Here is a 19735-nt window from a genome sequence, read left to right as displayed (position 1 = left end):
CTTTTGTCTCTGGGCTTTAGCAGTTTGCACCGAACACCATTGTGGCGGTGCGTTTCAGAGTAATGCGCATCCTAAAAGTAGGTGGCACGTGGAACGAGCCCGTTGGGCAGATGACCGTCGGAATTTTCTTACTCCGGGCTTTTCCCGATCCCGCTGTCTTTGCGCCGCGACAATGCGAAACGGTAATATCTGAAGAGGATGGTAACGACGAATTCCAGTTGTCGTCGCCTCATCGTTTTGGAGTCGGGGTAGAAATAGTCGCTGTCCTTGATGGGCGCGAAAAGATCTCCTGCTTTGTCTCTGAAATAGTTTTCTTGCACCCAGCGGTTGGAGGCGGCGTATCGCGTGACGATCGCCCGGCGCTGGGCGGCGGTTAGCTTGGATTCTTTGCTGTCCTTGACGAACCGGTCTCCCGTTAGGTAATGCACGAAATTCTGAAATCGGTTGTCGTGGGCATCTCTAAAAATGGTCTTGTTGCCTTTGACAAGTTCAGTGATGGAATCGGCAAAGCTCGGATTGATCACCGTATCGGGATAGACGAATGAATCGAACGGCGCGGACAGGCCGAGCAGAGAGAAAAAGTCCGAGACCACGTCGCCGCCTTCCATCTTTTTGCGATCGAAGAGCCTGACCTTAATCTTGTCGCGTGGAATGACCTTTTCCCAGCGGATTAAATATGCTCGCCAATCGGCAGTTGAGCCGACGACCGCGATGAGCCACGCCCAGAAATCGTCCCGCACCTTGGCATGCCATTGCTGCCAGCCTGAGAGAAGAAAGTCGTCCTGTCGCCGGATGTAGAGGATCACCTCGATGTCATGGTCTTTCGCCAGCCCCTCGAACAACGAGGGAGCAGCCGCTTGCGCGACGAGATTCTCGGCGCTGATCAATATCGTGGCGCCATTTGTTTTTTCGTGAATATCGCGGATTGCGGCTTCGAGCTCTCGCCGGCCGCTACCCGGCTTTGCAAGCAGTCTTTGCATTGCGGGAACGTGATTTCCGTGGATTTTGCCGGTGAGATTGAGATCGCCGTCGGGAATGACGATGCCCTCCTCACGTAGGGCATCGGCATTGAGGCTGAGAAAATTTTGTATGGCGGTGCTGCCGGTTTTCCCGGCACCGATATGAAGAATGATTTTTCGTCGTTCGCTCACGCCGCGTCCCTGCCGTGTCTCCGGTTGCCGCCTGGCTGCTGCTGCGCTGCATTCCCCTGCTGGTGCTGGGAGAATACGAAATCCACCAGTTTGGGCAATGGATGGCGGTTATGAAGCCCTTGCCGCGCCCCTTTCGGCGGCGCATCATATATCTCTGTTGTGCATGCGCAACGAGAATGCCTGTCTAGCAAGTGGTCTTCCGGGGAGGGAAGGCGGACAGGTCGGAAACGCCATATGGGGAGGAGGGCGCATGTCCAAGCGTCGCGAGGATATTGGTGCGGGTATCGGCGAGGAAGCGGCCGAGACGCCGAATGTCCTGAGCCCGATTGTCGGCATAAGCCGCGAGGATGTGCTCTCGGCCATCGGTTCGATCCTGGGTGGCGCGGCCCGCCAGCCTTTCACCGTCATGCAGCATATCGGCTCGTTTGGCCGCAATGTGGTCGACATTGTGAGCGGCGAGGACAAGTTCGCGCCCCAGCCGAAGGATCGCCGCTTCGTCGATCCGGCCTGGCAGAAAAGCCCGGTCTATCGCCGCATGATGCAGGGCTGGCTCGCCTTCCAGACGGAAGTCCATGGCTTCATCCGCTCGCTCGACCTCGATCCGATCGAACATGGCCGCGCCATGCTGGTCGCCGACATCATGATCGACGCCGTCGCACCCACGAACACGCTGGTCGGCAACCCGTCCGCCGTCAAGCTTGCACTCGATACCGGCGGTAGCTCGCTGGTACAGGGCTTCCGCAACGCGATTGACGATCTGCGCAACAATCACGGCATGCCTTCCCAGGTCGACAAGGCGCCCTTCAAGGTCGGCGGCAATCTCGCCACGACCGAAGGCGCGGTCGTCTATCGCACCGAAATGCTGGAACTGCTGCAATACACGCCGAAGACGGAGACGGTGCATGCGATGCCGTTGCTCTTCGTGCCGCCACAGATCAACAAATACTACGTGCTCGACCTGACGCCCGAAAAGAGCATGTCGCAATATCTGGTGCGGCAGGGTTATCAGGTCTTCGTCGTGAGCTGGCGCAATCCGGGTCCGGAGCATCGCGATTGGGGCCTCGCTGACTATGTCTCGGCGCTGGTCGATGTGATCGGTGTCGTCTGCTCGATCACCGACAGCGAGAAACTCAACATCTCGGGCGGTTGCTCTGGCGGCATCACCACGGCGACGCTTTTGAGTTATCTCGCGGCGAAAGGCGACAAGCGCGTCAACTCGGTCACCTTCTGGGTCTGCGTTCTCGATCCGCGCATGGAGGATAGCGATGTCGGCGTGCTGATCACGAAACGCGGCATCGAGATGGCGCGAAAACGCTCGGCGAAAAAGGGGGTGCTGGCGGGCTCCGATCTTTCTCGCGTCTTCGCCTGGCTGCGGCCCAACGATCTGATCTGGAACTACGTCGTCAACAATTATCTCCATGGCCAGAAGCCGCCGGCCTTCGACGTGCTTTTCTGGAACAACGACTCGACCAATCTCACCGCCGGTCTGCACTCGGACTATCTCTCGCTCTACGAAACGCAGCCCTTCGCCAATCCGGGCAGGGAGGAAATTCTCGGATACCCGATCGACATCGGAAAGGTCGACATCGACGCCTTCATCGTCGGCGGCGTTACCGACCACATCACGCCCTGGAAGGCCTGCTACCGCACGACGAAAATGCTGGGCGGCAAGAGGGAGTTCGTGCTGTCGAACAGCGGCCACATCCAGTCGATCCTCAATCCGCCCGGCAATCCGAAGGCGAAATACTTCGTTAACGATAAATTGCCCGACACCGCCGACGAATGGGCGGCGGGCGCGTCGGAAGTGCAGGGATCCTGGTGGGAACGTTGGGCGACATGGCTCGGCGAGCGCTCGGGCGAGACGATTCCCGCGCCGAAAAAGCTGGGGAATCGCAAATACAAGTCTATGGAAGCGGCGCCGGGTACATATGTATTGGGTTAGACGTTCATAGTTTGTATTAGACTGAACGCTCATTGTTGAGTCGCCCGTCTGAAGCGGGCAGCGGGCGCGAGCCCTCCAGCCGGAGCCGTGATGCCAGAAAGACAGCCCCGTTTCCGCGACGTCAGAGCGGGTTCGAACATACTCCGCACCGCGGTCTGGCACGGCGAGGGAAAAGGCAAGCCATCCGGCCGTCCGCTTCTTTTCTTCAATGGCATCGGCGCCAATATCGAATTGATAGCACCGCTCGCCGAAGCGCTGACTGATCGCGACATCATCGCCTTCGATGCGCCTGGCATCGGCGGTTCGGCGGCGGCCGGCATTCCCTATCGTCCCTGGACCCTGGCGCGCATGGCAGCCGCCATTCTCGATGAGCTCGGCTACGGCGAAGTCGATGTGATGGGCGTCTCCTGGGGTGGCGCGATGGCGCAGCAATTCGCCTTCCAGTATGGCGCCCGTGTCCACCGTCTCATTCTCTGCGCGACATCGGCCGGCTCGTTGATGGTGCCGGGAAATCCGAAAGCGCTGATGAAGCTCGCCCATCCGCGCCGTTACATGGACCCGGCCTATCTGATGAAGCATTTCGAGATGCTCTATGGCGACGACACGGCCGGGGCGCCGGATCATTCGAGCCGCCTGCGCGCACCGACGATCCGCGGTTATTTCTACCAGTTGCTGGCCGGCATCGGCTGGACCAGCGTTCCCTTCCTGCCCTTCATCAAGCAGCCGACGCTGGTTCTCGCCGGCGACAACGACCAGATCGTCCCGCTGATCAACGGCCGTTTTCTGGCCCAGCTCATCCCCGGCGCCCGCCTCGAAATTGTCTCGGGCGGCCACCTCTTTCTGGTCTCGCGCGCCAGTGAGGTTATCCCCCTCATTCGCGATTTCCTGGACGAGGAGGCGGAACCGCGCCCTTTCGCCGCAAAGCCGCGCCGGCCCGCGGCTAGCGCCCCGGCGCCCTTCACCGTCAAGATGGCCGACTGACCCCTTGTCCGGCTGGAATGCTTGCGGCGGGCCCGTCAGGGGCCGCTTGCCATGGCGGCTTGCCGGCGCTATATTAATGGACAACATTAAAACGCCCCGGACAGAAACCGGCGCGGAGGGGAACCGGCATGAAAATCGGAAAGCGCTGCATCGGCCTTCTGGCCGCTCTGGCGGTCGTCGTGATCGTCGCGGGCGTGCTCTTCACGCGCTACTGGATTTACATCCCCGGCCTCATCGATGCGTGGCGCAGTCCGATCGGTCCCAATGTCGAGATCGTCTGGCAGGCAGGCCCGGCCGAACCCGCGCAAGCCCCGTTGGAGCGTGCGCCCAACATCGTCGTCATTCTGGTCGACGATCTCGGTTTCAACGATCTGAGCTTCGGCGGCGGCGGACTTGGCGGCGGCACCGTGCCGACGCCGCATATCGATGCCATCGCAAGCAACGGTGTCACCTTCACCAACGGCTATGCCGGCAACGCCACCTGCGCACCCTCGCGCGCCGCCATCATGACCGGCCGCTTCGCCACCCGCTTCGGCTTCGAGTTCACGCCCGCCCCCAAGGCCTTCGCGAAGAACATCGCCCGCTTCAACCGCGATGCCGGCGTCGTCTATTTCGAGGACCGCGAGCCGCTGGTGCCCGAGCCCGATGCGATGACGCTGCCCGCCGACGAAATCACCATCGCCGAAATGCTGCAATCGGCCGGCTATCGCACGCTGATGCTCGGCAAGTGGCATATCGGCGGCACCGAGACTTCGCGCCCCGAAAAGCGCGGTTTCGACGAGGCGCTGGGTTTCATGCGCGGCGCTTCACTCTTCCTGCCCGTCAACGACCCGAATGTCGTCAACTCGAAGCAGGATTTCGACCCGATCGACCAGTTCCTCTGGGCCAATCTTCCTTTTGCCGTCGAGTTCAACGGCTCGCCGCGTTTCGAACCCTCGCAATACATGACCGACTATCTGACCGACGAGGCGGTCAAGGCGATCCATGCCAACCGCAACCGCCCCTTCTTCATGTATCTTGCCTATAACGCGCCGCACACGCCGCTTCAGGCGCTGAAATCGGACTACGATGCGCTCGCCCATATCGAAAACTACACCGAGCGCGTCTATGCCGCGATGATCGTCGCGCTCGATCGCGGCGTTGCAAAAGTCATGGAAGCCCTGCGCGAGAACGGACTCGAAGAAAACACCATCGTGATCTTCACCAGCGACAATGGCGGCGCCAATTATGTCGGCCTGCCCGACCTCAACACGCCCTATCGCGGCTGGAAGATCACCTTCTTCGAGGGCGGCATCCATGTGCCCTATTTCATGCAATGGCCGGCGCGCATCCCGGCCGGCAGCACCTATGACGGCCCGGTCGCCCATGTCGACATCTTCGCCACGGCGGCGGCCGCGGCCGGCGCGAGCCGGCGCACCGACCGCATTGTCGACGGCGTCGATCTGGTCGGGCTCGCGCTTGGCGAGGCGCCGCGGCCGGTCCGGCCGCTCTTCTGGCGCTCGGGCCACTACAAGGCCGTGCTGAAGGATGGCTGGAAACTGCAAGTGTCGGAACGGCCCGAAAAGACCTGGCTCTTCAACCTCGCGACGGATCCGACCGAGAAGAACGATCTCTCCGAAGCTGAACCCGAAAAACGGGCCGAAATGATGGCCGCGCTTGTCGAAATCGACGGCGAACAATCCGATCCGATCTGGCCGGCGCTCATCGAAGCGCCGATGATGATCGACCGCCCCATGGGCGGCGCACCGCGCGGGCCGGACGATGAATATGTTTACTGGGCGAACTAGGACCGTTGTTCTTTCCGTATTGGCGGCGGCGCTCGTCGCCGCCGCCGCCGTCGCGGTCATCTGGACAAGGGGTGGATCGAACGCCGCGCGCATGGCGGCGGCCGAGCCCGCGCAATGCCTTGCGCCGCCCGCCGCCGACGATGCCGCCCCGCGCGCCGGATCTCCCGCCGGCATGGTCTGGGTCCCGCCCGGCACCTTCACCATGGGCGACACGATCTACCCGGAAGAAGGCCCGCTCCGCCAGGTCTCGGTCGAAGGTTTCTGGATCGACCGCACCGAAGTCACCAACCGCGACTTCGCTGCCTTTGTCGCCGCCACCGGCTATGTGACGGTCGCCGAGCGTCCGGTCGACACGGCGCTGCACCCCTACCTGCCGCCCGAAATGCGCAAGGCCGGCGCCGTCGTCTTCGTCATGCCGAACGACGTCGACGGCATGGGCGACATCTCCCAATGGTGGCAATACGTGCCGGGTGCCAACTGGCGCCATCCCGGCGGTCCGGCAAGCTCCATCGAAGGCCGCGACGACTTCCCGGTCACAGCGGTCGCGCTCGAGGACGCGCGCGCTTATGCGCAGTGGAAAGGCCACGCGCTTCCGAGCGAGGCCGAATGGGAATGGGCCGCCCGCGCCGCCGACCCCGCCGCGCCGCCCTCGCACAACCGTCCGAAGGAAGCCAACACCTGGCAGGGTCTCTTCCCGATCGTCAACACCGCCGATGACGGTTTCGTCGGCGTCGCGCCGGTCGGCTGCTTCAAGCCCAATGCGCTCGGCCTTCACGACATGCTCGGCAATCTCTGGGAGTGGACTGCCGATTCTTATGACGGCCGCCGCGATGCCAACGTGATCAAGGGCGGCTCCTTCCTCTGCGCGCCGAATTACTGCATGCGCTACCGCCCGGGTGCCCGCCAGCCGCAGGAAATCGACCTCGCCACCACCCATCTCGGCTTCCGCACGGTCCTCGCCGCGCCCGGCCCCGCAGCCGCGCCCTGATTGTCGGCCGCTTGACCGCTCGCCCCGATCGCGGCTCACTAGGCGGATGACCGACCGCACCGCCACCGACCTGCCGCCCGCACCGCCCGACACGGAAAGGGATATTGCCGTCGTCGATCATCTGCGCAAGGCCGAGTACCAGATACTTTGGTTGCGCTGGATCGGTATTGTCGGCTGGGCGCTCATCCTCTGGCGCGGCGGCGCAATGGCGGATGCCGGCTGGGCCTGGGCGGTCTATGCCGGCGGCGTCGCCTATACGGGCTTTGCCCATTGGCGCGTTGCGGGCGATCGTCCGATCCTCTCGAGCGCGCGCATCACGACCGTCGGCGACCCGTTGCTCGTCACGCTGATGTGCATTTTCACCGGCGGTCTCGCCTCGGTCTTCTTTCCCTTCTACTACTTCACATTGCTCGCCGCCGTTTTCCGTTTCGGCGTGCGCGAGACGCTGGGTCTGCTGGCGCTGACCTACGCGCTGGCTGTTCTTCTCTATGTCGCCGCGCCGGGGCCTTCGCCCACGCCCGCCGACCTGTTGATCGGTCTCTTCTATCTCGGTTTCTCGGCCGCGCTCGGCATCATGCTGGCGCGCTGGGCGCAGGAAAATCTGGACCTGGCGCGGGACAAGGCGCGCGCGCTTGGCATTGCCCGTGATCGCGCCAAGGAGCTGGCGCGCCGTTTGATCCAGACCGAAGAGGATGAACGCCGCCGCGCCGCCGCCGACATTCACGACCGCATGAGCGGCCATCTCTTTGCCTTGCGCCAGGGAGCCGACCGCGCGCATGACGCCGGTCTCAGCGCCGCCGTCGCGGCGCTGTCATCCGATGTCCGCACCCTGATGAACGAGATGCACCCGACCGTTCTCGACGATCTCGGCTTTTTGGTCGCGGTCGAGGAATATGTGGCCGGCCAGCGCGATCAGGTGCCGTTCTCGATTTCGCTCGACCTCGATCCGGCCTTGCGCAACTGGCATTGCCGTTCCGACGCCATGCTTTTCCGTATCCTGCAGGAAGCGCTGCTGAATGTCCGCAAGCATGCCGGCGCAGGAAACGTCTCGATCTCGTTCCGCCGCGACGGCGCCAACGCCGCCCGCCTTGAAATCGCCGACGACGGCGCGGGCTTCGATCCGCAAAGTCCCGCCCCCGGCCATTTCGGCGTCCTGACGATGCGCGAGCGTGCCGGCGCGCTTGGCGGCTCTCTTGAAGTCTTGAGCCGGCCGGGGCAGGGTGCGCGGCTTGTCGTTCGCGTACCGGGAGGGGAAAAGGCGTGAGAAAGATTTCGGTCTATCTGATCGACGATCATCATGTGCTGCGTCAGGCCGTCGTCGAAATGCTGCAATCCGAGGGCGACATCGTCGTTTCTGGACAGGCGGGCGATGCCCGCACCGGTATCGACGCCATCGCCGTGGAGAAGCCCGACATCGTCATTCTCGATCTGAAGATGCCGGGCATGAGCGGCCTTGCCGCCATCGGCGAAATTCTCCGCGTTGCGCCGAAAACCGGCATCATCGTGTTCACCATGTACGCCAACCCGGCCTATGTCTGGGAAACGACCAATGCTGGCGCCAGCGGCTATGTTCTGAAAAGCGCTTCCAAGGACGATCTTCTGCGGGCCGTCCGCGCGGTGCATGCCGGTGCCGGTTATCTGCAGGCCGAGGTCACAAAGCCGCTCTTGCGCCGTCTGGCGCAGGATGCGCGCGCCGCCGGCCAGAAGGCGTCGTTGACCTCGCGCGAATTGCAGGTGCTGGAATGCCTGGCGGAGGGTCAGAGCAACAAGGTCATCGCCGGCAATCTCTCGATCACCGAAGACACGGTGAAGGCTCATCTGAAGAGCCTTTATGAAAAGCTCGGTGCCTCCGATCGCGCCCACGCGGTGGCGATCTCGCTGCGTCAGCAATTGATCGAGTAAACCGAAACGCCCGGTTTTCTGCCATTTTCACCCGATTCAGCGTTCCGCGCCCCTCGTCCGGGTAGTTCCGCACGCGGGCCGGCCGGCCGACCCTGACTGGAAATCGGGCACTGGCTGTGACCTGCGGGCGAAGCGCGCGCGGGCCCATGGTCGCCGCGCCGGCGCTCATCGGCAGAAAAGAGGGAGAAGACCATGTGGCTCAACGACAAGCAGAGGAAGCGCATCGCCCCGGCGGATGAAAACGCGACGGGCATCCCGCTACCCACCCGCATCGTCTCCAACGGCGAATACATGCCGATGCCGCAGACGCCGGATCAGGCCCGCGTCGAAAACGCGATCCTTGCAGCCGCCGACGAACAGGGCGCGAAACTGGGGCTTTCGCGGCGAGCCTTCCTGCGTTCCGGCGCGGGGCTTGCTGCTTCCTTCATGGCGATGAACCGCGTCTTCGGCGGCGACGTCTTCTCGGTCGCCCATGCCGAAACGATGGACCTCGCTGCTGCCGCCGAAAGGTCCGTGCATTTTGCCGACCAGTTGATCGTCGACGTGCAGCTCCACTTCATCCGCGACGACTACGCATGGGACGGCATCCTCCACCTCGGCGAATACGCGAAACAGTGGAACGCCGACATGGGGGACATTTCCTTCGACACCTTCAAGTTCGACAATTTCATGAAGGAGGTCTGGTTCGATAGCGACACCAAGATCGGTCTCATCAGCGCCGCGCCCGCCGATCACGGTCCCAACGTCATCATGAACAATGACGGTCTCGCATCGGCCCGCACCTTCGTCAACAAGGCGTCGGGCTCGCGCCGCATGTTGTCGCATGCCGTCATCGCGCCGGGCCAGCCCGGCTGGCTCGAAGAGATCGACCGCGCCATCGAGGAATTGAAGCCCGATAGCTGGAAGGGCTACACGCTGGGCGACCCCTTCGACAATTCGCAATATCCCTGGCGTCTCGACGACGAGAAACTGATGTACCCGGCCTATGAGCGCATGATGAAGGCCGGCATCCGCAACGTCTGCATTCACAAGGGCCTGCTGCCGGAAGACTACGAAAACGTCATCACCCATTGGCGTCATGCGATGGTCGACGATGTCGGCAAGGCCGCGAAGGATTGGCCGGATCTCAATTTCATCATCTACCATTCGGGCTTCCGCCCGCTGATGACCTCGCCCGATCCGCTGCTGGCGCAATTCGAGGAGACGGGCCGCATCGACTGGGTCTCGGACCTCGCCGACATCCCGGCCGAATACGGTGTCTCGAATGTCTATGCCGAACTCGGCACCACCTTCGGCAGTTGTGCGGTCACGCATCCTCGCCTCGCCGCCGCGTTGATGGGCGTGCTGGTCAAGGGCATGGGTGCCGATCACGTCATCTGGGGAACGGACTCGGTCTGGTACGGCTCGCCGCAATGGCAGATCGAAGCGATGCGCCGTATCGAAATTCCCGAGGATATGCAAAAGGCGCATGGCTTCGCAGCCCTGGGCGCCGGTGACGGCGAGGTGAAGAGCCGGATCTTTGCTGGCAATTCGCTGGGTCTTTACGGCATGGAGGACATGGCCGCGCCCGATGCGGCATGGCGCACCGACGCGCTCTCGGCGATCAAGGCGAAATATGTTGCGGCCGGTCACGAGCCGTCGAATGAATTCCATGGCTTCATTCGACGCGCCGGAGGGGAAGCCTGATGGCCGGAATGTTCGACGGCAAGGTTGTGCTGATCACGGGGGCGTCGGCCGGCATCGGCCGTGCCATCGCAGAGGCCGCGGCGCGCGAGGGCGCGTCGCTGGCGCTGGGCGACGTTGCAAAAGAGGGCGAGGCGGTTGCGGCGGCTTTGCGCAAACAGGGGGCGAAGGCTTTCTTCCTCCGCACCGACGTGTGCGAAGTCGCCGACATCGCGGCGCTGGTCGCCGCCGCGAAAAAGGAATTCGGCGCCACGCCTCACATCGCCTTCGCCAACGCCGGTGTCGAGGGCAAGCTCGGCGCGCCATGGGAAACGAAGGAAGACGATTTCCTGCGCGTCATCGACATCAATCTCGCAGGCGCCTGGCGCACCATGGCGGCCGTCCTGCCCGGCATGATCGAACGCGGCGAGGGCGCGATTGTCGCCACCGCCTCTGTCGCCGGTCTCGTCGGCGCGGGCGGCCTTGCGGCCTATGTGGCCAGCAAGCACGGCATTGTCGGTCTGGTGAAATCGGTCGCCATCGACGTGGCTAAATCCGGCGTCCGCGTCAATGCGCTTTGTCCCGGCATGATCGAGACCGCGATGGTCGATCGGCTGGCAAGCGACATGCCCGGCTTCCGCGACGCGCTGCTGGCATTGAAGCCGATGGGCCGTCTTGGCGTGCCGTCCGAGGCGGCCGAAGCCGCCATCTGGCTCGCATCCCCCGCCGCAAGCTTCGTCACCGGTCACGCGCTCGCCGTCGATGGTGGCTACGCGGCGCAGTAGCGGCACAACAGGGGAAACGCACATGTCCACCGGTTCCATGACTGCCGAAGCCTCGAAGAAAGTGGTGTCGGATTTTCTCGGCGCCTGGCAGAAGCGCGACGTGGCTGGCATCATGGAATGCTTCACGCCCGAAGCGACCTATCACAACGTTCCCGTCGCGCCGATAAGAGGCATTGCCGGCATTCGGGAAATCTTCGAAGGCTTCCTTTCGGCCTTTGAGTATGCCGATCTCGAAATTATCCGCATTGCCGCTGAGCCCAACCTCGTTTTCGCCGAACGTATCGACCACTTCCGCCTGCATGACGGCCGGAGCGTCGATCTGCCGGTCAACGGCGTCTTCGAACTGAAAGACGGAAAAATCCACCGCTTCAGCGACTATTTCGACCTGGCCTCATTTGAAGGTCCGACCGGCCTGAAACTCTGACTGTCCATATTTCGCCCCATACGGGACTTTTTTCCGCCAGATGCGTCCGTCATGCTGGGCGCATGACGATCGAGCAAACCGCTGCCGAAGGGCCGGCAGAAAATGGAGGCCAGGCGCGCATCCTGCGGCCCGGGCGCAATGTCTGGCGCATCGACGAAGCGTCGCGCGCGCGCCTTCTGATCGACGCGGCGGAATATTATGGTGCCCTTCGCCGCGCGATGCGTTGCGCCGAGCATTCGCTGCTGATCGTCGGTTGGGACATCGACAGCCGCACGCCGCTGGTCGGCCCGCAAGGCAGCGCCGAGGACGGCATGCCCGAAACGCTCGGCGCGTTCCTCACGGCGCTTGCCGAAGAAAAGCCGAACCTCGCAATCAAACTGTTGCTCTGGGACTATTCGGTTCTCTACGCCAAGGAGCGCGAGCTGCTGCCCGCCATGCAGTTTCGCTGGACATCGCCCGGCAATGTCGATCTTTGTCTCGACAACGAAATTCCGCTCGGCGGGTCCCACCATCAGAAACTCGTCGTTATCGACGACAGCCTGGCCTTTTGCGGCGGCCTCGATCTCACCATCCGTCGCTGGGATACATCCGATCACGCACCGGACAATCCGCACCGCGTCGACCCGCAGCAGGAGCCATACCGGCCATTTCACGACGTCCAGATGATGGTCGACGGCGCGCCGGCCGCCGCGCTCGGCGATCTCGTGCGCCGCCGCTGGCGCCGCGCCGCGAGCGAAAAGCTGAAGCCGCCGCCGCCCGCCGGCGATCGCTGGCCCGAAGGCGTCGATCCGCATTTTTCCAATGTCGCCGTCGGCATCGCGCGCACCGAGCCGCCATACAAGGGCGACAACGGCACGCGCGAGGTCGAGGCGCTCTTCGCCGACATGCTGGCGCGTGCCCAACGCTGGGTCTATATCGAAAACCAGTTTCTGACCTGCACCGAAATCGCGCGGCAGCTCGCCGGCCGGCTGCGCGAAAAGCCCGAGCTCGAAGCGCTGCTGGTCGTCCCGCAATCCCATCGCAAGTGGCTCGAGCACCGCACCATGCTGGTCGGCCGTCTCCGTTTCATGGACGTACTCCGCCGCGCCGGCATCGAGGACCGCGTGCGCGTGCTGACGCCCTCGGTCGGCGCGGGTGACGATGCCACCGGCATCATGGTTCATTCCAAACTGGCGATCGTCGACGACGTGCTGCTGCGGGTCGGTTCCGCCAATCTTTGCAACCGCTCGATGGGTCTCGACACCGAATGCGATCTCGCTGTCGAAGCCGAGAGCGCGGAAGACCGCGAGGCCGTCATGGCGGTGCTCGGCCGCCTTCTTGGCGAGCATTGCGGTGCCGAACCGCGTGAGGTCGTCGCGGCCTTGCGCGACACGGGCTCTCTCTTCGAGGCGTTGGATCGCTGCGGCGGCACGGACCGCGCGCTCGTTCCCATCGAAGACGACGAAGCCGAAATTCGCGACAATGTGACGGCGATCGAAGCGCTGGCCGATCCCGTCCGCCCGCCGGTGCCGGACGGCTATCTCGCAAGCATCGTCGAGATGCCCGGAACTGGGCATCGCCGCCGCAATCTTCCGACACTGATGAAGGGCGTCGCCGTTCTCCTTCTCATCGTCGGTCTCGGGCTTCTCTGGCGCTATACACCGCTCTCGGAAATGGCCGAACCGGAGAAAATGCGCAACTCCTTCGGCAGCATCGCCGCGGCGCCGCTCGCCCCCCTCGTCGTGGTTGGTCTCTACGTGTTGACGGGCTTTGTCGCCTTTCCCGTCATTTTGTTGATTGCCGTCACGGCGGCCACCTTTGGCCTCTGGCCCGGCATTCTCTATGCATCGCTTGGCGCGATGTCGAGCGCGCTTGCGAACTATGCGGCCGGTCGCTACCTGGGCTCCGGCATGCTGCGGAATTTGTTGGGCCCGCGTGTCAGTCGTGTCGCAAAGGCCGTCAATGACAGGGGTATCGTTGCGCTGACGGCGGTGCGTCTCGTGCCCGTCGCCCCGTTTCTGCTGGTCAATCTTGTCGCCGGTGCGCTCCGCATTCGCGTTCTGGACTACACCGTGGGAACCGCGCTCGGTCTTGCGCCCGGCATCGTGCTGATGTCGGTACTTGGCGACCGCCTCTTCACGATGCTGGAAGACCCGTCGCTCGTCGATCTTGCGATCGTGCTCGGTGCGTTCGTCCTGTGGATCGCCTTGGCGCTTGGTCTGCAGCGCCTGATCTCGAAACGGAGGAAGCCCGAGTGACCGAACCCGGACTTCGCGTGCTGAGCTGGAACATTCATGGCGGCATAGGTCCCGACCGCCGCTACGATCTCACCCGCATCGTCGATCTCATCGCGCACCACGATCCGGATGTGATTGCGCTTCAGGAAATCGAATCGCGCGGCCGTATGGGCGAAAGCGCACCATTGGCGGTTCTCCGCGAGGCGCTCGGTGAGCATGCGGCCGAGGCCCGCACCATAGTTGCGCCCGACGGCCACTACGGCCATGCCGTGATCAGCCGCTTTCCGCTCGCCGACACCAGCGTCACCGACCTGTCCTTTCGCACGCGCGAACCGCGCGGCGCCATCGCCACGCATCTGGAAACGCCGCTGGGGCGGATTCGTCTGGTCACCGCGCATCTCGGCCTGAGCGTCTGGGAGCGGCGTCGGCAGGCCGCGACGCTGGCCGTGCTGGCGCAGCCGCAAGGTCTCCCTTGCATCGTGATGGGTGACTTCAACGACTGGTTCTCTTTCGGCTGGGTCCGGCGCCGCCTGAGAGAAGTCGTGCCGATGCGCACGATGGAGCGCACCTTTCCGGCAACGCGGCCGCTCTTTCGCCTCGACCGGATTTATTGCGGCGGTGCGGCGCGCATCCTCGGGAGCTGGACGGACGGGGGCGGGCGGAAAATCTCCGATCATCTGCCGATCGTTGCCGATATCGGGATCGGCCTCGTTGAGGCGCGTCAGCGCCTCGACGTGCCGTCCAGCGTCAGAATATCTGCATAAAGATCGACTCGCCGATCGCGGAACACGCCCCAGTTGAGGCGTTGCCGGCGGTTCTTCTCGATGTCGAAAGTCGCGGTGAGGACGGCCTCCTCCTGCTCGTCCGCTTCGGCCACTTTCGCACCGGTCGCATCGGTAATGAAGGACGATCCGTAGAAGGTGATGGCGCAGCTCTTGCCTTCCTCGCGGCCGACGCGATTCGAGGCGACGATCGGCATCAGATTGGCGGCCGAATGCCCTTGCATCGTTCGCTGCCAGTGGTCACGCGAATGGATCGTTTCGTCATGCGGTTCCGAGCCGATGGCGGTCGGATAGAGAATAACGTCGGCGCCCTTCACCGCTAGGATACGCGCGGCCTCTGGAAACCACTGGTCCCAGCAGACCGCCGCGCCCACACGGCCCGCCCGCGTGTTCCAGACATGAAAACCGGTATCGCCGGGGCTGAAATAATATTTCTCCCGATAGCCCGGTCCGTCGGGAATATGCGATTTGCGATAGACGCCGAGAACCTCGCCGCTGTCGATCATGACCAGGGAGTTGTACTGCGCATTGTTGGCCCGCTCGTAAATCGAGATGGGCAGCACGATCTTGTACTGCGCGGCGAGCGACTGGAAATGATGCACGGCCGGATTGTCGGCGACGGGCGTTGCAAGATGCATCAGGTCCGGCTCGGTATCCTTGCAAAAATAGGGCGTCTCGAAAAGCTCCTGCAGCAGGATGACCTGCGCGCCTTTTTCGGCCGCTGCCCGCACCAGCGTTTCGGCCCGCGCGATATTCTCGTCGCGGTCGTGCCCGCAGGCCATTTGCGTCGCGGCGACGGTGATCTCGGTCATCTCAAAACTCCGAAAATTTCGCCGCCGGGCGATAATCGTCCGGCCGCGAGGCATTATTTTGTACCGCATTGGCGCGGATGCGTCCGTTTCGTCCGTCTTGCTTCAATTTGCCGCCGCTCCGCCTGTTGAACGCGGGCGTCTGCGGGTCTCTACTTGTCAAACAGAAGCATGTCCCGGACATGTCGATAATCCCGCCGGAGCGAGGGCGGGTAAAGGGGGATAGGCCGGATGCTGCGCCATTTCGTTCATATCCTTGATTTTCCGAAGGAAGAGCTCCTGCGGATGATGGAGTTGACGGCCATGCTGAAGCGGGCCGACAAGGACGGCGCTTGCCCCCGGCTCCTGTCCGGTGCCTCGCTCGGCATGATCTTCGAGGAGCCGTCCACCCGCACCCGCGTCTCCTTCGAGGTCGCCATGACCAAGCTCGGCGGCCATGCGCTCTATCTGCGCCCCGGCGAAATCCATCTCGGCGCCCGCGAGTCGATCGCCGACACCGCCCGCGTCGTCTCCCGCATGGTCGACGTCATCGAGGCACGCACCCTGAAGCACGAGACGGTGCTCGGCCTTTCGAAATACGCGACCGTGCCCGTCATCAACGGCCTCACCGACTTCAACCACCCGACACAGGTTCTCTGCGACGTCTTCACGATGACGGAGCATGCCTCGAAGGGAAAGAAGCTCGAAGACTTCAGACTCGTCTTTGTCGGTGATGCGACAAATGTCTGCGTCTCGCTGATGTTCATCTGTGCCCGCATGGGGCTCTCCTTCACGCAGGCCGCGCCCGCGAAATACCAGATATCCGAGGCGCACCGCGCGATGGTACGCGAGGCTTGTGCGGAGTCGGGTGCCACGATCTCCTTCACCGAAGACCCCGCCGCCGCGGTCGCCGATGCCGATTTCATCTATACCGATCTCTGGTGGTGGGTGGGGCAGGAAAGTGAGATACCGGAGCGCAGCGCGGCGTTCATGCCGAAATTTCAGGTCAACGCGGCACTGATGGCGAAAGCGCCGGCAACGGCGCGCTTCATGCACTGCCTGCCGGCCTCGCGCGGCGTCGAGGCGACCGATGAAGTCATGGACGGTCCGCAGTCCATCATTCTCGACCAATCCGAAAACAGGCTGCACACCGAAAAGGCGTTGCTGGTCTGGTTCGTCTATCCGCGTCTGAAGCGGCCCTCCGATGCGCTGCTCGCGCGTCATCGGGGGCTGGCCGAGGATTTTTTGTCGGACTTTCTCTGATTTGCGTGAAGGCGCGGCGCGTCTCTTGCCGCGGGTAACCGGATTTACTCACTCGGGAGAAAAAAATGTCCGATACATCCGCTACCGCTGCCACCAATCCGCGCGGCTACAAGAAGGTGATGCGGGGGCTCGATCTCACGCTCTTCACCGTCTGCGCCATTCTCGTCATCGACCAGCTCGCGGCATCCGCCGCCATCGGCCCGCAAGCCGTCTTCTGGTGGATATTCACGATGATCTTCTTCTTCGTGCCCTACGGCCTCATCACGGCCGAACTCGGCAGCACCTATCCCGATCAGGGCGGCATCTATGCCTGGGTCCGCCGCGCCTATGGTGCCCGCTGGGGCGGCCGCACGGCCTGGCTCTGGTGGATCAATGTCGCGCTCTGGCAGCCATCGGTCTTCATTCTCTTCGCTGGCATCTTCGCCGCGCTCTTCATGCCCGACCTCGCGCTCTGGACGCAGATCGCGATTGCCGTCGCGCTGACCTGGGCGACCGTCTGGATCAACATCGTCCGCCTCGACATCGGCAAATGGGTGCCCAATCTCGGCGCCGTCTTTAAAGTCGCGATCATGCTGGTCATTGGCATCGGCGGCTTCGTCTATGCAGGCAACCACGGCGTCGCCAACGAACTGACCTTCTCCAGCATGGCGCCGAGTTGGGGTGCCTCGCTCGCCTTCCTGCCGGTCATTGTCTACAACTTCATGGGCTTCGAGCTGATGTCCGGCGCCAGCGCCGAGATGAAAAATCCGGCCCGCGACGTGCCCCTCACCATTGCCGTTTCCGGCATCGCGATCGCGGCCTTCTACCTCTTCGCCACCATCGGCATCCTGATCGCGTTGCCGCTCGACGACATCAATCTCGTCAGCGGCGTCGTCGATACGCTGCGCGTCTTGCTGGGCGAGGGCGGGGTGGCCGGCACCTTCGTCATCCTGCTGGGCCTGATGGCGCTCTACACTTTCCTCGCCAACATGGTCACATGGACGATGGGCGCCAACCGCTCGGCCGCCGAAGCAGCCCTCGACGGCAATCTGCCGGCGATGTTCGCGCGTCTGCATCCCGAGCACAAAACGCCCGCCAACGCGGCCATCGTGACGGGCGTTGTCACCACAGTGGTGATCGTCATCTACGGCCTCCTGGCCGCCGACGCCGAAGACCTCTTCTGGACGCTTTTTGCCTTCTCCTCCATCGTCTTCCTGCTGCCTTACCTGGCGATGTTCATGGCCTTCCTGAAGCTGCGCCGCATCGACGCCGACAGGCCGCGTCCTTACCGCGTACCGGGCGGCAAGGGCGGGGCGCTCGTCTTCGCCGCGCTCTGCATGGCCTTCATCGTTCAGGCCATTGTCTTCTTCATCTACACGCCGGACGAGTTCGACATGACTTATGCCCTGTCGATCGTCGCCGGCGTCATCGTCACGCTTCTGGTCGGCGAGTTTCTGGTCCGCCGCGCCGGCCGCGTGGCCGGCGGCGGTTAGGCGCGGCATGAGGGTCCTCGTCGCCATCGGCGGAAACGCGCTGCTGAAGCGCGGCGAGGCCCTGAGCATCGCCAATCAGCGCCGCAATATGGCCGAGGCGGCCGGCGCGCTGGCCGCCATCGCCCGCGCACACGAGATGGTACTGGTGCACGGCAACGGCCCGCAGGTCGGCCTCCTCGCGCTGGAGGCCGATGCCTACAAGGACGCGACGCCTTACCCGCTCGACGTGCTGGGCGCGGAATCGCAGGGCATGATCGGCTATGTGATCGAGGCGGCGATGCGCCGCGCCTTGCCGGGCCGCGAAGTCGCGACCCTCTTGACGCAAACCCTGGTCGATCCGGGAGATCCCGCCTTCGCCGCGCCCGCAAAGCCGATCGGCCCCGTCTATGACGAGGCGACCGCAAAGGCGCTCGCCGCCGAACGCGGCTGGGCGGTCGCGCCGGACGGCCCAAATGGAAAAGTCTGGCGCCGCGTCGTCGCCTCGCCCGCGCCCCGCGGCATTGTCGAGCTCGAAACAATCCGCAGGCTGATGAATGACAGCTGTCTCGTGATCTGCGCCGGCGGCGGCGGTATCCCGGTGCGGGCCGGCGCGGATGGCGCGCCCGAAGGCGTCGAGGCCGTCATCGACAAGGACCTCGCCGCCTGCCTGCTTGCCGTCGAACTCGGCGCCGAACGTCTGCTGATCCTGACCGATGTCGACGGCGTCCATGCCGATTGGGGAAAACCGGGTGCGCGCCTGCTGAAATCCGTGTCGGCCCGTACCCTCGACCCCGCCGGTTTCGCGGCAGGTTCCATGCGCCCGAAGATCGAGGCCGTCCGGCGCTTCGCCCTGGAGACGGGCCATCCGGCTTTCATCGGCAACCTCGACGAGGCCCGCGCCGTGATGGCCGGTGAAGCCGGCACCCGGATCGACCCCTGATTGCGATTTGTGACAGTTTTTTGACAGTTCCGTGACAGAGGGGGGGTAGGGCCGTCACAGCGCTGTTGCCGCGTTTGCTGTCGCCGCCGGTTTCGCTTCGCTTCGCCGTCCGCCTTGTTATGCTCGCTCGCATGCTTTGTCCCCGGAAGCGCCGGGCGGACGGGCGGACAAAAGGGCGGGAATCCGGGCCGGAAATGGTTGTAACCTCAGTGAGCACAAGCCCGGCCGGCAGTTTTCATGTCGTGCCGCCGCCGCCGCCGCGCGCGCGTCAATGGAGCGAGCCCGCCATCGCGGTCGCCCTGGCCCTGGGCCTGAACCTCGTCCTTATCCTCCCGTTTTTATTGCCAAATCCGGCGCCGCCCCGGCCCGCCGAGCCGCCCGCCATCTCGGTCGACCTCGTCCCCGAAGAAGAAGCCCCGCCGCCAATGCCGCCCTTGGCTCAGCCTCAACCTGAACAACAGGACGCGGAGCCCTATGTCTTCTCGCGTTCCGGCGACGACAGCGGAAAGCCCGCCGCTCTTGAAGAGAGCGAGGAAACGGAGGAGCCAAGGCAGACGGATTCGACCGAGGAGACGCCGGAGCCGGACGAGCAAACCACTGAACTTGAAGAGAAAAACACCGAGGAAGACATTCCGGGCTGGGCCCGCACCCTGGCCCCCGGCATCGAGTTGCG

General features: G+C 63.7%; 16 protein-coding genes and 1 pseudogene. 15 read left to right on the top strand and 2 right to left on the bottom strand.

Going from position 1 to position 19735, the window contains the following annotated elements:
- Positions 1–128: 128 nt before the first annotated feature.
- Positions 129–1151, bottom strand: coding sequence for a hypothetical protein (locus tag WEB61_RS12175; RefSeq protein WP_368064602.1), 1023 nt, complete (start codon positions 1149–1151; stop codon positions 129–131).
- Between the two features lie 250 nt (positions 1152–1401).
- On the opposite strand from WEB61_RS12175, the gene WEB61_RS12170 reads away from it, so the two are divergent.
- The 11 genes from WEB61_RS12170 (at position 1402) to WEB61_RS12120 (ending at position 14602) form a co-directional block, all read left to right on the top strand.
- Positions 1402–3093, top strand: a complete 1692-nt coding sequence (locus WEB61_RS12170) for an alpha/beta fold hydrolase (RefSeq protein ID WP_368064601.1) — start codon at positions 1402–1404, stop codon at positions 3091–3093.
- Between the two features lie 90 nt (positions 3094–3183).
- Complete coding sequence (phaZ, locus tag WEB61_RS12165) at positions 3184–4074, top strand: poly(3-hydroxyalkanoate) depolymerase (protein ID WP_368064600.1); 891 nt, start codon at positions 3184–3186, stop codon at positions 4072–4074.
- Positions 4075–4202: 128 nt separating this feature from the next.
- Complete coding sequence (locus WEB61_RS12160; protein ID WP_368064599.1) at positions 4203–5861, top strand: sulfatase-like hydrolase/transferase; 1659 nt, start codon at positions 4203–4205, stop codon at positions 5859–5861.
- Complete coding sequence (locus WEB61_RS12155) at positions 5836–6849, top strand: SUMF1/EgtB/PvdO family nonheme iron enzyme (protein ID WP_368064598.1); 1014 nt, start codon at positions 5836–5838, stop codon at positions 6847–6849. Before WEB61_RS12160 ends, WEB61_RS12155 begins: the two co-directional genes overlap by 26 nt.
- Before the next feature lie 46 nt (positions 6850–6895).
- Complete coding sequence (locus tag WEB61_RS12150; RefSeq protein ID WP_368064597.1) at positions 6896–8113, top strand: sensor histidine kinase; 1218 nt, start codon at positions 6896–6898, stop codon at positions 8111–8113.
- A complete protein-coding gene (locus WEB61_RS12145; protein ID WP_368064596.1) occupies positions 8110–8751 on the top strand; it encodes a response regulator in 642 nt (213 codons plus the stop codon). Before WEB61_RS12150 ends, WEB61_RS12145 begins: the two co-directional genes overlap by 4 nt.
- Before the next feature lie 192 nt (positions 8752–8943).
- The gene (locus tag WEB61_RS12140) at positions 8944–10437 is read left to right on the top strand and encodes an amidohydrolase family protein (RefSeq protein ID WP_368064595.1); all 1494 of its coding nucleotides are present in this window, start codon (positions 8944–8946) and stop codon (positions 10435–10437) included.
- Complete coding sequence (locus tag WEB61_RS12135; RefSeq protein ID WP_368064594.1) at positions 10437–11198, top strand: SDR family NAD(P)-dependent oxidoreductase; 762 nt, start codon at positions 10437–10439, stop codon at positions 11196–11198. The genes WEB61_RS12140 and WEB61_RS12135 overlap by 1 nt, the downstream gene beginning before the upstream one ends.
- 22 nt (positions 11199–11220) lie before the next feature.
- Entirely contained in the window at positions 11221–11622 is a 402-nt protein-coding gene (locus WEB61_RS12130; RefSeq protein ID WP_368064593.1) for a limonene-1,2-epoxide hydrolase family protein, read from the top strand.
- 62 nt (positions 11623–11684) lie between these two features.
- Positions 11685–13859 (top strand): VTT domain-containing protein, encoded by a 2175-nt coding sequence (locus tag WEB61_RS12125; protein WP_368064592.1) that lies wholly within the window; start codon positions 11685–11687, stop codon positions 13857–13859.
- Positions 13856–14602: an endonuclease/exonuclease/phosphatase family protein gene (locus WEB61_RS12120; RefSeq protein ID WP_368064591.1), complete on the top strand. Its 747-nt coding sequence runs from the start codon at positions 13856–13858 to the stop codon at positions 14600–14602. Before WEB61_RS12125 ends, WEB61_RS12120 begins: the two co-directional genes overlap by 4 nt.
- On the opposite strand, the gene aguB is transcribed toward WEB61_RS12120, so the two are convergent.
- Positions 14560–15432: an N-carbamoylputrescine amidase gene (aguB, locus tag WEB61_RS12115; RefSeq protein ID WP_368064590.1), complete on the bottom strand. Its 873-nt coding sequence runs from the start codon at positions 15430–15432 to the stop codon at positions 14560–14562. The two genes, WEB61_RS12120 and aguB, sit on opposite strands and share 43 nt — an antisense overlap.
- 228 nt (positions 15433–15660) lie before the next feature.
- Between aguB and ptcA the strand changes: the two genes are divergently transcribed.
- From ptcA to WEB61_RS12095, 4 genes and pseudogenes are all read left to right on the top strand, one after another.
- Entirely contained in the window at positions 15661–16671 is a 1011-nt protein-coding gene (gene ptcA / locus WEB61_RS12110; protein WP_368064589.1) for a putrescine carbamoyltransferase, read from the top strand.
- Between the two features lie 65 nt (positions 16672–16736).
- A complete protein-coding gene (locus tag WEB61_RS12105; protein ID WP_368064588.1) occupies positions 16737–18143 on the top strand; it encodes an APC family permease in 1407 nt (468 codons plus the stop codon).
- A gap of 7 nt (positions 18144–18150) precedes the next feature.
- A complete protein-coding gene (locus WEB61_RS12100; protein ID WP_368064587.1) occupies positions 18151–19062 on the top strand; it encodes a carbamate kinase in 912 nt (303 codons plus the stop codon).
- A gap of 209 nt (positions 19063–19271) precedes the next feature.
- Positions 19272–19735 (top strand): annotated as a pseudogene (locus tag WEB61_RS12095) (hypothetical protein); the annotation flags it as partial.

Origin of the sequence: Parvibaculum sp., assembly GCF_040882025.1 — a bacterium.
Taxonomy (GTDB): domain Bacteria; phylum Pseudomonadota; class Alphaproteobacteria; order Parvibaculales; family Parvibaculaceae; genus Parvibaculum.
The sequence above is the reverse complement of the archived record's forward strand: the minus strand, read 5'-3'. Positions and strand labels throughout refer to the sequence as shown.

Excerpts from the sequence above, each read along its gene's own strand:
- phaZ (WP_368064600.1), top strand. The coding sequence starts at position 3,184 with ATGCCAGAAAGACAGCCCCGTTTCCGCGACGTCAGAGCGGGTTCGAAC.
- WEB61_RS12170 (WP_368064601.1), top strand. The coding sequence starts at position 1,402 with ATGTCCAAGCGTCGCGAGGATATTGGTGCGGGTATCGGCGAGGAAGCG.
- WEB61_RS12140 (WP_368064595.1), top strand. The coding sequence starts at position 8,944 with ATGTGGCTCAACGACAAGCAGAGGAAGCGCATCGCCCCGGCGGATGAA.
- aguB (WP_368064590.1), bottom strand. The coding sequence starts at position 15,432 with ATGACCGAGATCACCGTCGCCGCGACGCAAATGGCCTGCGGGCACGAC.
- WEB61_RS12155 (WP_368064598.1), top strand. The coding sequence starts at position 5,836 with ATGAATATGTTTACTGGGCGAACTAGGACCGTTGTTCTTTCCGTATTG.
- WEB61_RS12105 (WP_368064588.1), top strand. The coding sequence starts at position 16,737 with ATGTCCGATACATCCGCTACCGCTGCCACCAATCCGCGCGGCTACAAG.
- WEB61_RS12160 (WP_368064599.1), top strand. The coding sequence starts at position 4,203 with ATGAAAATCGGAAAGCGCTGCATCGGCCTTCTGGCCGCTCTGGCGGTC.
- ptcA (WP_368064589.1), top strand. The coding sequence starts at position 15,661 with ATGCTGCGCCATTTCGTTCATATCCTTGATTTTCCGAAGGAAGAGCTC.
- WEB61_RS12150 (WP_368064597.1), top strand. The coding sequence starts at position 6,896 with ATGACCGACCGCACCGCCACCGACCTGCCGCCCGCACCGCCCGACACG.
- WEB61_RS12130 (WP_368064593.1), top strand. The coding sequence starts at position 11,221 with ATGTCCACCGGTTCCATGACTGCCGAAGCCTCGAAGAAAGTGGTGTCG.
- WEB61_RS12135 (WP_368064594.1), top strand. The coding sequence starts at position 10,437 with ATGGCCGGAATGTTCGACGGCAAGGTTGTGCTGATCACGGGGGCGTCG.
- WEB61_RS12100 (WP_368064587.1), top strand. The coding sequence starts at position 18,151 with ATGAGGGTCCTCGTCGCCATCGGCGGAAACGCGCTGCTGAAGCGCGGC.
- WEB61_RS12125 (WP_368064592.1), top strand. The coding sequence starts at position 11,685 with ATGACGATCGAGCAAACCGCTGCCGAAGGGCCGGCAGAAAATGGAGGC.